This window comes from Pseudonocardia humida, from assembly GCF_023898865.1.
Lineage (GTDB): Bacteria > Actinomycetota > Actinomycetes > Mycobacteriales > Pseudonocardiaceae > Pseudonocardia > Pseudonocardia humida.
The window spans coordinates 158,181-170,768 of sequence record NZ_JAGSOV010000011.1; the positions used below are offsets into that span (position 1 = coordinate 158,181).

The 12,588-nt window shown below is 76.0% G+C and carries 11 protein-coding genes and 1 pseudogene; 9 read left to right on the forward strand and 3 right to left on the reverse strand.

Annotation, left to right across the window (positions count from 1 at the left end; translation table 11 throughout):
• Positions 1-33 precede the first annotated feature (33 nt).
• The 3 genes and pseudogenes from KDL28_RS05905 (at position 34) to KDL28_RS05915 (ending at position 3,255) form a co-directional block, all read left to right on the forward strand.
• The gene (locus tag KDL28_RS05905; protein WP_252436186.1) at positions 34-186 is read left to right on the forward strand and encodes a hypothetical protein; all 153 of its coding nucleotides are present in this window, start codon (positions 34-36) and stop codon (positions 184-186) included.
• Between the two features lie 380 nt (positions 187-566).
• Positions 567-1,529 (forward strand): annotated as a pseudogene (locus tag KDL28_RS42045) (DUF222 domain-containing protein); the annotation flags it as partial.
• 826 nt (positions 1,530-2,355) lie between these two features.
• Complete coding sequence (locus tag KDL28_RS05915; protein WP_252436188.1) at positions 2,356-3,255, forward strand: bile acid:sodium symporter family protein; 900 nt, start codon at positions 2,356-2,358, stop codon at positions 3,253-3,255.
• On the opposite strand, the gene KDL28_RS05920 is transcribed toward KDL28_RS05915, so the two are convergent.
• A complete protein-coding gene (locus tag KDL28_RS05920) occupies positions 3,244-4,167 on the reverse strand; it encodes a LysR family transcriptional regulator (protein ID WP_252436189.1) in 924 nt (307 codons plus the stop codon). The two genes, KDL28_RS05915 and KDL28_RS05920, sit on opposite strands and share 12 nt — an antisense overlap.
• An 84-nt stretch (positions 4,168-4,251) precedes the next feature.
• Between KDL28_RS05920 and KDL28_RS05925 the strand changes: the two genes are divergently transcribed.
• From KDL28_RS05925 to KDL28_RS05935, 3 genes are all read left to right on the forward strand, one after another.
• The gene (locus tag KDL28_RS05925; protein ID WP_252436190.1) at positions 4,252-5,190 is read left to right on the forward strand and encodes a zinc-binding dehydrogenase; all 939 of its coding nucleotides are present in this window, start codon (positions 4,252-4,254) and stop codon (positions 5,188-5,190) included.
• Between the two features lies 1 nt (position 5,191).
• Entirely contained in the window at positions 5,192-6,034 is an 843-nt protein-coding gene (locus KDL28_RS05930) for a TIGR03619 family F420-dependent LLM class oxidoreductase (RefSeq protein ID WP_252436191.1), read from the forward strand.
• A 104-nt stretch (positions 6,035-6,138) separates the two neighbouring features.
• Positions 6,139-6,615 (forward strand): ATP-binding protein, encoded by a 477-nt coding sequence (locus KDL28_RS05935; protein ID WP_252436192.1) that lies wholly within the window; start codon positions 6,139-6,141, stop codon positions 6,613-6,615.
• On the opposite strand, the gene KDL28_RS05940 is transcribed toward KDL28_RS05935, so the two are convergent.
• The gene (locus KDL28_RS05940; RefSeq protein WP_252436193.1) at positions 6,569-7,909 is read right to left on the reverse strand and encodes a sensor histidine kinase; all 1,341 of its coding nucleotides are present in this window, start codon (positions 7,907-7,909) and stop codon (positions 6,569-6,571) included. The genes KDL28_RS05935 and KDL28_RS05940 overlap by 47 nt on opposite strands.
• A 16-nt stretch (positions 7,910-7,925) precedes the next feature.
• Positions 7,926-8,564, reverse strand: a complete 639-nt coding sequence (locus KDL28_RS05945; RefSeq protein ID WP_252436194.1) for a response regulator — start codon at positions 8,562-8,564, stop codon at positions 7,926-7,928.
• Between the two features lie 112 nt (positions 8,565-8,676).
• Here KDL28_RS05945 and KDL28_RS05950 point away from each other — a divergent pair, with 112 nt between their 5' ends.
• From KDL28_RS05950 to KDL28_RS05960, 3 genes are read left to right on the forward strand one after another with little or no spacing between them, the layout of a single operon-like run.
• Positions 8,677-9,726, forward strand: a complete 1,050-nt coding sequence (locus KDL28_RS05950) for an iron ABC transporter substrate-binding protein (protein ID WP_252436195.1) — start codon at positions 8,677-8,679, stop codon at positions 9,724-9,726.
• Positions 9,727-9,782: 56 nt separating this feature from the next.
• The gene (locus KDL28_RS05955) at positions 9,783-11,246 is read left to right on the forward strand and encodes an ABC transporter permease (RefSeq protein ID WP_252436196.1); all 1,464 of its coding nucleotides are present in this window, start codon (positions 9,783-9,785) and stop codon (positions 11,244-11,246) included.
• Positions 11,243-12,262 carry an ABC transporter ATP-binding protein gene (locus tag KDL28_RS05960; RefSeq protein WP_252436197.1) on the forward strand — a complete coding sequence of 340 codons (1,020 nt, stop codon included), beginning with the start codon at positions 11,243-11,245 and terminating at the stop codon, positions 12,260-12,262. The genes KDL28_RS05955 and KDL28_RS05960 overlap by 4 nt, the downstream gene beginning before the upstream one ends.
• Positions 12,263-12,588: the final 326 nt, after the last annotated feature.

The window sequence follows — 12,588 nt, forward strand, 5'->3', positions numbered from 1 at the left end:
GGTACGACCCAGCCGGCCTGGGGCGAGGTGACGGTGGGCGGCACACCCGAGATGCTCACCCACACCAGCACCGACGAGGGCACCACCGCGGTGGGCCGCGGGAACGTCCGGTCCGCGAACGCGACGGTCTTCCTGGTCGACGCCGTGCTGACGCCCGCGACGCCCACGGCCCCGACAGCGCCCTGAGCCCGCTCAGGCCGAGTCCATCCGCAGGATCACCAGCGTGCGATGCGCCCGGCTCACCCGCTCCAGCACTGTGATCAACCCGCACGTCGGCGTCGGCGCTGCGCACCTCAGCGGTGCCCGTCCACGGCCGGGCCGAGCCCGCGCGTCGCCGAGGACGCTTCCCTTGGCGTTCGTCGACTGACTCACTCTCGTTGAGCAGGGCGGGTTCGGTGCGCAGGTGGTTCCGTTGCGGTAACAACGAATAGTGGGGTTGCGTTGGCGGCCGTCCCCGATCCGAGGTGCCGGTTGCGATTGTGAACGCTTCACCTGCGAGCGCGGCGACTATCCAGTGGGCCCGATTCCTCCTCGACTCCACACAAATGTTCGAGTAGAATCAAGGCATGACCCCGACCGAACTCGCCGCCACGGCAGACCGCATTCGCGCGGTCGCCGCCGGACTGCGCGAGAACGGTTCCGATCAAGACGCGCTGAACGCACTCGCCGCTACCCGGGAATTGACCCAGGCCATATCGCAGGTGCAGGTCGAGGCCGTGGCCGTGTTGCAGCGCAGCGGCGCGTTCGCCGCCGCCGGACACCGGCGACCCGACTCCGCGGTGGCCTCGGTACTGACTGTCGATCGGGGGCGGGCGCGGGAAATCGTGCGGGCTGCCGAGCACGTCGCCGCCCGAGTGGATCTGCAGGGGCAGGTGCTGCCGCCGGTGCTGCCCGCGATGGCTGCGGCGTTCAGCAGCGGTGCGGCAAGCTTGCAGCACGTCGATCTGATCGCCCGACTCCTCGACTCGCCCGCGGCGCGGCGGATCCCGCCCTACGCCTGGGCGGGCATCGAAGAACAGATCGCCGCCGTCGCCGACACCTGCACCCCGACGGAGTTGGCCAGGTTCGGAGCCGAACTGGTGCGGGCCTACGACCAGGACGGCGCCGAACCCGACGAGCGGGAACCCGTGCAGGTCAACGAGCTACGCCTGACCCCACTGCCCGGGGGCGGCGGGAAGATCAGCGGAGTGTTCACCGACCCCGTCCGCTACGCCATGATCGCCACCGTCATCGACGCCAAAGCCACCCCGAGCACCGCCCAAGACCCGCGCAGCGCCGCCGAACGCAACGCCGACGCCCTCACCGAGATCTGCGGGTTCGCCGCCACCCACGGCGACACCATCCTCCCCACCACCGCCGGGGAACGCCCCCGCGTGGCGATCACGATGGCCCTGACCGACCTGGAGAACCGCGCCCGCGCCGCCTGCCTCGACCTCGGTGGCACCCCCACCCCCGCCGCACTCCGGGCACTGTGCTGCGACGCCAAGGTCATCCCCATCGTCCTCGACGGCGACAGCCAACCCCTCGACATCGGGCGAGAAGCCCGCACCATCCCGCTTGCGATCCGCCGCGCGATCGTCGCCCGCGACCACGGATGCGCCCACCCCGGCTGCGACCGCCCACCCAGCTGGTGCGAAATCCACCACATCAAAGAATGGGCCCGCGGCGGCCACACCAAACCGACAACCTCGTCATGCTGTGCTGGACGCACCACCAAGAGATCCACTCCACGGAATGGCTCGTACGCATCGCCCGCGACGGACTACCTGAATTCATTCCGCCCGCGTGGCTCGACAAAGATCGCAAACCCCGGTGCCACCCCAGAACCGGACCACCCGGACGCCTCGACTCGACTCGACCAACACAGAACACCAACCCCGGCCGGAGTGTGTCCCGTGTTCCGCGCTGACCCCGTGGGCACCGGTGCCCATCCCGGTCCCGAAGCCCCTGCCGTCACGTCGGCACGCGCAGCGTGCACGGACACCGGTGCCCCCACCGCCCCCCGAAACCCAGCCATCCGGCCAACCCGGCGGGGGCGCCGGTGGCCGTGCCAACCTGAGCGGGTCGACGTGACGGCAGGGGCGACCCCCTGCTCGATCGGAGGTCGCCCGCCGCGTAGGCGCCGCCGGAGGCAGGAACGGAGCCCGGCAGCGCAGGCCCCACCGCACAAAGCCCAGCACGCAGGCACCGCTGCAAAGCGACCGCCGGAGACCCCGGCACCCCGCAAGAACCGCCCGGTAGGAGCACCCCGCCGCCACCGTTGCGGATGCACAGCATTCGACCTTCCCCCGGACCCGGCGACCAGGCAGGATCCGGGCGAACCGCCCGTCCCGGGCGGGGTTACGGAGGCGCGCCGTGGACTCGGTCCTGACGAGCGTTGGGCTGCCGGTCGCCCTCGCGGTGATCATGTTCGGGCTCGGCCTGACGCTCACCACCGAGGACTTCCGCCGCACGGCCCGCCAGCCCCGCGCGGTCGGGGTCGCGCTGGCCGCGCAGGTGGTGCTGCTGCCGGCGATCTGCCTCGGGCTCGTCGTGGCGCTCGGGCTGGACCCGCTGCTCGCGGTGGGCATGATGCTGCTCGCCGCCTCCCCCGGCGGTACGACGGCCAACCTGTTCAGCCACCTGTTCCGCGGCGACGTCGCGCTCAACATCACCCTGACCGCGATCAACTCCGTGCTGGCCGTGCTGACGCTGCCGCTGGTGGTGAACCTGGCGGTCGCCGTGCTCGAGCCGCCGGCCGCGGCCGGGGCGGTCGGTCTGGAGTTCGGCAAGACGCTGCAGGTGTTCGCGGTGGTGCTGGTGCCGGTCGCGATCGGCATGGTGGTCCGGCGCATGGCGCCCGGTTTCGCCGAGCGCGCGGAGGGGCCGGTGCGGGTGCTGTCGGCGGTGGTGCTGGTGGCGGTGATCGTCGGCGCGATCCTGGCCGAGCGCGAGTCGATCGGCGGCTACCTGGCCGACATCGGGCTCGTCGCGGCGCTGTTCTGCGTGTGCAGCCTGGCCGTGGGCTACCTGCTGCCCCGGCTGGTGCGGGTGGGGCGCCGGCAGGCGATCGCCTCGTCGTTCGAGGTGGGGATCCACAACAGCACCCTCGCGATCGCGGTGGCGTTGAGCGTGCTGGGCAACGAGCGGCTCGCGGTGCCGGCCGCGGTGTACGGCGTGATCATGTTCCCGATCGCGCTGGCCGCGGGCTTCCTGTTCGTCCGGACCGGCGCGGGCACCCCCGAGCCCGCCCCGCGCTCGGCGTCAGAGGCCTGAGGGGCTGTCGCCGCCAGGGCGACGATCACGCGCTGCCGCGTCGGTGGCGACGGACCGACAGCAGGCGTCGGTCACCACGCGGACCGCCGGGCGGCGGTCGTCGGCGCGCCAGAGGACGGCCAGCTCGCACGCGGGCAGGTCGGGGACCGGGCGGCAGACGATGTCGTCGCGCCGGTAGATGGCGGCGTTGCCGGCCGCGAGCAGGACCACGCCGAGGCCGGAGGCGACGGCCTCGAACGCCTCGTCGGCGGTGGCGGCCTCGGCGCCGATCGCGGCGGGTGCCCGCCGCTGCTCGGCGGCCAACCAGAACTCGCGCATCGGGCCGGCCGAGGCGGGCAGCGCGACGAACGGCTCACCGGTCAGCTCGGCGAACGGGACCACGTCCCGACCGGCCAGCCGGTGCTCGACCGGCAGCGCCACCCAGCGCGCCTCGGTGGCCGCGACCCGGTGGGCGATGCCCGGACCCGGGACCGGCAGCCAGCCGACTGCCACGTCGACCGAGCCGTCCCGCAGCCCGACGCTCGGGTCGCCCCAGTCGACCTGGCGGAACCGCAGCCGCCAGCCGGGCATCCGCTCCGCCAGAGCGGCGGTGATGGCCGGGACCAGCCCGCGGCCGATCCGGGTGTGGAAGCCGACGGTGATCGTCCGACGGGTGGTTCCGGCGACCGCGCGCACCTCGGCGCCCGCTCGCTCCCACTCGACCACGATGCCCCGCGCGCGGGGCAGCAGCGCCGTCCCGGCGGCGGTGAGCGCGATGCTGCGGTGCCCGCGGGTGAACAGCTCCGCGCCGAGCCGGGTCTCCAGCGCCCGCACCTGCTTGGACAGCGCGGGTTGGGAGACGTGCATCCGCGCGGCGGCCCGGGTGAAGCTCAGCTCCTCGGCCACCGCGAGGAAGTACCGCAGGTCGCGCACGTGCGGATCCCCCGGACCTGGCATTCCGCCAGGTTATCCGAACGGGTCTTCGACAGGCCCTGAGCAGCGGCGCAGCCTGGACGCATGCTCGCTCTGGTCCACGACCCCACCGCGCCGGCCGCGCTGCGCCGCACCGAACTCCCCGACCCGGTGCCCGCCCCCGGCGAGGCCCTCCTCGCCGTCTCCGCGGCGTCCCTGAACTTCCTCGACGTGGCCTACGCCGACGCGATGTACGCCGTCGGGGCCGTGCCGGGGGTCGACGCCGCCGGCACGGTGGTCACCGCGGCCGCCGACGGCTCCGGTCCCCCGGCAGGCACCCGGGTCAGCTCGTTCTCCATGGGCGGCGCGCTGGCCACGCTGCGCGCGGTGGCGACCGACGACCTCGCCGTCGTCCCGGACGGCGTGGAGGACGCCGTCGCCGCGGCCCTGCCCGCCGCCGGGGTGACGGCGCTGCGCGCCGTGCGCAGGCTGGGGTCGGTGCTCGGCCGCCGGGTGCTGGTGACCGGGGCGGCCGGTGGGGTGGGGCGCTACGCGGTGCAGCTCGCCGCCGCGGCGGGCGCCCACGTCGTGGCCCAGGTCGGCGCGCCCGCCCGCGCGGCCGGTCTGCGCGAGCTGGGCGCCGCCGACGTGATCGTCTCCGCGGTGCCCGCCGACCTGGCCCCCGTGCACGGCGTCATCGACAACGTCGGCGGGCCGGTGCTGGCCGCCGCGGTGGCGGTGCTCGCCGAGGACGGCGTCGCGCTCGCCGTCGGGCAGGCGTCCGGCCTGCCCACGACGATCGACTTCGAGGCCGAGCGGCGCCGGGGCGGGCGGCGGGCGGTCGAGGTCTTCACCGTCGACACCGGCCACCGCGGCTTCGGCGCCGACATCGAGGACCTGCTCGCGCTCGTCGCGGCGCACCGCCTCGATCCGCAGATCGGCTGGCGGGGGTCGTGGGAGCGGACCGCGGAGGCCGCCGAGGCCCTGCGCGGGCGCCGGGTGCCGGGCAAGGCCGTGGTCGAGATCAGCCGGGCGGGGGGCTGAGGTGGAGCTCGGGGTGCAGGGCCTCAACTCGATCACCCGGTTCGACGCGACCTCCCGGCTGGCCCGGCTGGCCGAGGACCTGGGCTACGGCTCGTGGTGGGCGCACGACCACGTCGTGCTCCCCACCGGCGAGGGGGCGCAGCTCGACGCGCGGACCCCGATCGTCGACCCGCTCGTGCACCTCGCGCACGTCGCGGCGGTCACCTCGCGGATCGCGCTGGGCACCGCGGTGATCATCCTCCCGCAGCGCAACCCGCTCGTGCTGGCGAAGCAGGCCGCGAGCCTGGACGCGCTCAGCGGCGGCCGGTTCGTGCTCGGGGTGGGTGCCGGGTGGCTCGCCGCGGAGATGACCGCGGTCGGCGCGACCTTCACCGACCGCGGGTCGCGCACCGACGAGTACCTCGACGCCATGGCCTCCCTGTGGGACGCCCCTGCCCCCGAGTTCCACGGCCGCCACGTCGACTTCGCCGGTGTCGACGCGCACCCGCGCCCGACCGGGCTGCGGGTGGTCGTCGGCGGGCGCAGCGCCGGGGCCTACCGCCGGGCGGTGAGCCGCGGCCACGGCTTCTACGGCAACGGGACCCCGGACGACATCGCCGGCGACCTCGCCGGGCTGCGGCGCGCGGCCGGGGAGGTGGAGCGCCCCGGGCGGCTGGGGGAGCTGGAGATCACCGCGATGCCCCTCGAGCCGGTCGACGCCGGCGCGGTCGACCGCTACCGGCAGCTGGGCGTGCACCGGCTGGTGCTGCGGCCGCAGGCCTTCGACGACCCCGACGGGCTGGCCCGGTACCTGGAGCGCAACGCCACCCTCGCGGATGCGACGCCCGCGGGTCGAGTGCGGTAGCCCGTCGCCCGGGACGGCACCGCACGGGTGGTGTGACGCGGGTCTCGCTTGATCGGCTCGGGCTCCGGGTAGACCGGCGAAATGGCGTGCCCGGAGCAGTCTGCATGACCGAGGGCCACTGTTCCTCGACCCCGGACCGAGCCGCGGCCCCGGTCACCACCCCGGACCACGAGCTGCACGTCGTCCGGCCCGCGCTGCCCAGCGCCCCCCGCGCGGTCCGCCGGGCGCTCCGCGACTGGCTGGTCGAGTGGTCCTGGCCCGACGACGACCTCGACGACGTCGTCGCCGCGGTCGACGAGGCGGTCTCCAACGTCGTCGACCACGCCTACCGCCAGCAGCCCGAGCCCGGGGACGTCGAGGTGCGGGCGCACGTGGTCGTCGAGGACGGCCACCGGCTGGTGGTGGTGACGGTGGCCGACCACGGCCGGTGGCGGCCGGTGCCGCCCGACCCCGGCCACCGCGGCCGGGGCCTGCACATGATGAGCACCTGCGTGGCCACCATGCACATCGAGCAGGGCGGGCAGGGCACCTCGGTCACGTTGACGAGCGCGCCGGTGGCGGTCCCGGAACCGGTGCGCTGACCGCGGGCGGCACAGCGGGGAGCGCCTCGGCCGGGACGAGCAGGTCGACGGTGGTGCCGGGGCCGCTGCGCACGCTCAGGCGGCCGCCCGCCTCGGCCACCGCCCTGCGGACCAGCAGCAGGCCGATGTGGCCGGGCCGCGAGGGCGCCGCGGGGTCGAAGCCGCGGCCGTCGTCGGTGACGGTGACCCGGACGAGGCCGCCCGGCTCCGGGCCGACGACGACCCGGACGGCGGTGGCGCCGCTGTGGGCGAGCGCGTTGCGCAGCAGCTCCCCGGTGGCCCGGTGCACCAGCGCCGCGGCGGCGGGGCCCAGTCGCAGGTCGTCGGCGACGTCGAGGGCGATCCGGGGGCCGTCGCCGGCCAGCCCGGCGACGAGGCGCGCGAGCTCGTCGGGCGCCGAGGCCGGGTCGAGGGCGGGCGGGGCCAGGTCGGCGAGCAGGGCGCGGAGCCGGCGGACGTTGTCGCGGATGCGGGCCCGGGCGTCGGCGACCAGCTCGCCCGCCCGCGCGGGCTCCGCGGTGGCCGCGGTGTCGAGCAGCAGACCGGCACCGGCCAGGTGGGGGATGACGTCGTCGTGCAGCTCGTGGGCCAGGTCGCGGCGGGCCAGCTCGGCGGCGGCCAGGCCGTAGTGCAGGGCGTCCTGGCGCTCGCGGCGGTCGCGGTCGACGCGGCGGGCGATCGCGACCGCGAGCGGCAGCATGGTCAGCGCCAGCAGCAGCACCCCGGCCAGCGCGAGCGGGAGCAGCACGCCCATGGCGTGCCCGACGGTGCCCTCGACGTCGACCGGGACGTAGATCTCGAACCGGGCGGGCTCGCCGGCGGCGTCCCGGAAGCCGATGAAGACCTCGCGCAGGTCGTCGGCGCGGGCGGACTCGAAGCGGTGCTCGGCGTCGTCGGGCACCGGGAGGACGACCGCCTCGCCCGCGTCGAGCCTGCGGGCCAGTTCCGCGTCGAACGGGCGCAGCGCGGACTCGATGCGCTCCTCGTCGGAGAAGACGACGCGTACCCGGTCGCCCTCGACCCGCCACACCTTGATCCGGAACACCATCCCGGAGTCGACGAACGGGGCGAGGTCGGCGACCAGCGCCGCGCGGTCGGCCGGGGTGACGTCGGTGAAGTCGTGCTCGGCCAGCCGGACCAGCACCGCGGCGGCGACCTGGGTCGACACCCGTTGCGCGGTGCGCTCGCCCTCGGCCTCCCCGATCAGCCGCACGCCGAGCGCGACCAGCCCGCCCAGCAGCAGCGCGGCCAGGACGGTGACCGCGGCGAGGCGCCGCAGCGTGGTGCGGACCATGCCGGACCGGCGCCGGTCAGATCGCGGTGCCCACGGCGATGAGCCGCAGGCGGTCGGCGGTGACGACGGCGTCGAGCTGGCTGTGCACGCCGAGCTTGGCCAGCAGCGCGCGGATGTGGTCGCGCGTGGTGTGCACGGAGATGCCCAGGTCGGCGGCGATGCGGGTGGCGTCGCGACCGCGGCCCAGCCCGCTGAGCACCTCCAGCTCGCGGGCGGTGAGGTGCACGTCGGTGTCGGTCTCCCACGACCGCACGGCCGAGCCGGCCAGCGCGGCGCGGACGGCGGCCAGGATCTCCGGCAGCGGCGCGTCCTTGGCCAGGAACCCGGCCGCGCCCGCGGCCGCCGCGCGGCGGGCGAGGTCCAGCCGCGGGTGCGCGGTGAGCACGATCACCGGCCGGCGCGCGGCGAACTCCTCGACCAGGCGCATGCCGCTGTCGTCGGGCAGGTCGAGGTCGACGAGGGCGACGTCGATGGCCGCGTCGATGGCCGCACCGGCCAGCGCCGCGCGGGCCGCCGCGGCGGTGTAGGCGACCGCGGCGCAGGTCAGGTCGGGTTGGGCGGCGACGCCGATGGCGAGCGCGTCGGCGAAGACGCGGTGGTCGTCGACGAGCAGGACGGCGGCCGGGTCGGGCCGGGCGCCACCGGTGCCGGTCATGCCGACCCCCTCAATTCTCGGGACATCACTCGGTCTGCCGTGAAGGTTAGCCTGCCCTGCGATACGGCCGGACGGATCCGGCAAAACCAACGAACAGACCAGAGGTCCGCCGATGCGCGCGTCCCGTCCCCGAGTGCTGTCCGGCGCCGCCGCGGCGCTCGCCGTCCTCGCTCTCACCGCGTGCGGCGGCGCCGCCGCCGAGCAGGCCGCCGCGCCGAGCCCCGCCGCGGAGGGCGAGCGCACCCTGGTGCTCTACTCCGGTCGCGACGAGGAGCTGGTCGGACCGCTGATCGAGCAGTTCGAGCAGGCGTCCGGCATCACCGTGGAGACCCGCTACGGCTCCACCACCGAGATGGCGGCCCAGCTGCTCGAGGAGGGGGACGCGACGCCCGCGCAGGTGTTCCTGTCCCAGGACGCGGGCGCCCTCGGCGCGCTGGCCGCGCAGGGCAGGCTGGCGCCGCTGCCCGCGGAGATCACCGGCGCGGTCGAGCGGCAGTTCAGCTCCACCGACGGGTCCTGGGTCGGGCTGACCGGGCGAGCCAGGGTCGTGGCCTACGACAGCCAGGAGGTACCCGCCGACCAGGTGCCCGGCGACCCCCAGGAGCTGCTCGACCCGCGCTGGCGCGGGCAGGTGGCCATCGCGCCGACCAACGCCTCGTTCCAGGCGTTCGTCACCGCGCTGCGGGTGCTGCAGGGCGAGGACGCGGCGCGGGCGTGGCTGCAGGGGCTGATCGCCAACGAGCCGCAGATCATGCAGGGCAACGGGGCGATCCTGGAGGCGGTCAACACCGGTGCGGCCGACCTCGGCCTGATCAACCACTACTACTGGGCGAGCTCGGAGACCGACCCGGCCGCGCTGCGCGCACAGATCGCCTTCGGCGACCCGGGCACCGCGCTGGCCCTGGTCAACGTGACCGGCGCCGGCGTCCTCACCGGGGCCGCGGACTCGGCGGAGGCCCGGGAGCTGGTGGAGTTCCTGGTCGGTGCGCAGGCCCAGACCTACTTCGCCACCGAGACCGCCGAGTACCCGCTGGTGGCCGGCGTGCCCGGGCCCGCGGGCGTGCCGACGCTGGAGCAGCTCGACGGTCCCGACCTCGACCTGTCCGACCTGGCCTCGCTGGAGCAGACCGTCGCGCTGCTCACCGAAGTGGGGCTGGTCTGACCTCCGCGCACCGCCGTCCGGCGCCCGCCCTGCTCGTCGCGGCGGGCGCCGCGGCGTTGGTCGCCGCGCTCCCCCTGGGCTACCTGGTGGTGCGGGTGGCCGGGGCGGGCGACCGGGTCGCGGCGGTGCTGGGCCGCGAGCGCACCTGGCTGCTGGCGGCCAACTCGCTGGTCCTCGTGCTGCTGGTCGCCGCGGGGAGCCTGGTGCTGGGCACCGCGACCGGCTGGCTGCTGACCAGGGTCCGGCTGCCCGCGCCCCGGCTGTGGTGGGTGCTCGCGGCGCTTCCGCTGGCCGTGCCGTCCTACCTGCTGGCCTTCGCGGTCGTGGCGACCTGGCCGGGGACGAACGGGCTGCTGCCGCTGACCGCGGTGCTGGTGCTGGCCTGCACCCCGTACGTGACGCTGCCCGCGGCGGCCGCGTTCCGGATGGCCGACGCCGGCCAGGAGGACGTGGCGCGCACGCTCGGGCGCGGACCGGTCGCCACCTTCCGCGCGGTGACCCTGCCGCAGGTGCTGCCCGCCGCGCTGGCCGGCACCCTGCTGGTCGCGCTCTACACCCTGTCGGACTTCGGGGCGGTCGCCCTGCTCCGCTACGACGTGTTCACCTGGGCGATCCGGGCCGCCTACGAGGGCACCTTCGACCGGTCCGCCGCGGCCGTGCTGGCGCTGGTGCTGGTGGCGCTCACGCTGGCGCTGGTCGGCGCGGAGCGGTGGGCCCGGCGCCGGTGGGTGCGCGGGCGGACCGGCGTCGCGGTGCGGGCGGTGCCGCAGGTCGTGCTCGGGCGGGGCGCGACGGCGGCGGCCGTGCTCGGCCTGGCCGCGGTGGCCGCCGCGTCGCTGGCCTTCCCGCTGGCCGTGCTGGCCGGCCGGCTCGTCCAGGGCACCCGCGGCGGCGTCGACGTGCCCGACCTGCTGCGCGCCGCGGGCAGCACGCTGGCCCTCGGGTTGGGCGGGGCGGTGCTGGCCGTCGCGCTGGCCGCCCCGGTCGCGGTGCTCGCCGCGCGCCACCACGGTCGGCTGGTCGCCGCGCTGGAGTCGACGGCCTACCTCGGGCACGGCCTGCCCGGCATCGTGGTCGGGCTGTCGCTGGTGTTCTTCTCGCTGGCCGCGGTGCCCGCGCTCTACCAGAGCGCGGCCGTGCTGGTGCTGGCCTACGCGGTGCTGTTCCTGCCCAAGGCGATCGGGGCGAGCAGGGCCGCGGTGGAGCGGGTGCCGCCCGCGGTCGAGGAGGTGGCCCGCACGCTGGGCCGCGGCGCGGCCCGGACCTGGTTGGTGGTCACCGCCCGGCAGGCCTGGCCGGGCATCGCCGCCGGCGGCCTGCTGGTCATGGTGACGGCGATGAAGGAACTGCCCGCCACCCTGATGCTGCGCCCGACCGGGGTGGACACGCTGGCCACCGAGCTGTGGCGGCAGACCGCGCTGGGCGCCTACGGTGCCGCGGCCCCCGCGGCCCTGCTGCTGGTGCTGATGGCGTGCGTGCCCGCGGCGTTGCTGGCCCGCGACCCCGGGGCCGGCCGGTGACGCTGGAACTGCACGACCTGGTGGCCGGCTACGGCGGCGAACCGGTGCTGCGCGGGGTCGACCTCGCCGTCGCCGATGCCGAGTTCGTCTGCGTGCTGGGCGCCAGCGGGAGCGGGAAGACGACGCTGCTGCGCACGGTCGCGGGCCTGCACCGGCCCACCGCGGGCCGGGTCGTGCTCGGGGGCCACGACCTGGCCGGGGTCCGCCCGGAGCGCAGGCGGGTGGGGCTGGTGCCCCAGGAGGGCGCGCTGTTCGGCCACCTCGACGTGGCGGCCAACGTCGCGTTCGGGCTGCACCGGGCCACCCGGGCCACCCGCCGGGCCCGGGTCGCGGAGCTCCTCGCGCTGGTCGACATGGCCGGGGCCCAGGACCGGATGCCGCACGAGCTGTCCGGCGGGCAGCGCCAGCGGATCGCCGTGGCCCGGGCGCTGGCGCCGCAGCCGCGGGTCGTGCTGCTCGACGAGCCCTTCGCCGGGCTGGACGCCGGGTTGCGCGCCGACGTGCGGGCCCAGGTGGCCGACGTCCTGCTGGCGACCGGCAGCACCGCCGTGCTGATCACCCACGACCAGGACGAGGCGCTCTCGGTCGGCGACCGGGTCGCCGTGCTGCACGCCGGCCGGGTGGCCCAGGTGGCCGAGCCGCGCGAGCTGTACGCCCGGCCCGCGACCGCGTGGCTGGCCGGGTTCGTCGGCGAGGCGAGCCTGCTGCCCGGTCGCCGCGACGGCGCCGTGGTCCGCACCGCGCTCGGCGCGCTGCCCTGCGCGGCGGGGCCCCCGGCCGACGTGACCGCGGTGGTGCGGCCCGAGCAGGTCCGACTGGGCCCGCCCGTGCCCGGGGTGCCCACCGGCGCCGTGCACGCCGTCGAGTTCGTCGGGCCCGCGCAGCGGGTCCGGGTCGAGCTGCCCGGCGGCCTCCGGGTCACCGCGCGCGTGCGGGCCCAGCCGCGCTGGCGCCGCGGGGACATCGCGGCAGTGTCGGTCCCCGGCCCGGTGCACGTCGTCGACGGGACGGCGTAGGCCCAGCCACGTCGCAGGGTCCGCATGGTCTTCGCAGCTGCCGTAACCCCTGCGAGGACCACGCCGCCTCTGCGAAGACCGCCCGACCCCGCCGGACCAGGCAGCCGAGCACCCCGAAACAGCCGCCTGGCGAGCCGCTGACCGGCCCCAGCCGTGCTCGCCCGGATGCGAACCCGATAGTGGAGACCCCCTGGGTGTAGCGTCATGCATAGCCGGGAGCCCCCCACCGTCGGCGGTCCGCCGGCGTAGTTCGCGGCAGATCCCCTGGTCGCCCCGGCGACCGGAGACGGGAGCGCGGGCATGACACTCGGCCCAGACCAGTCCAC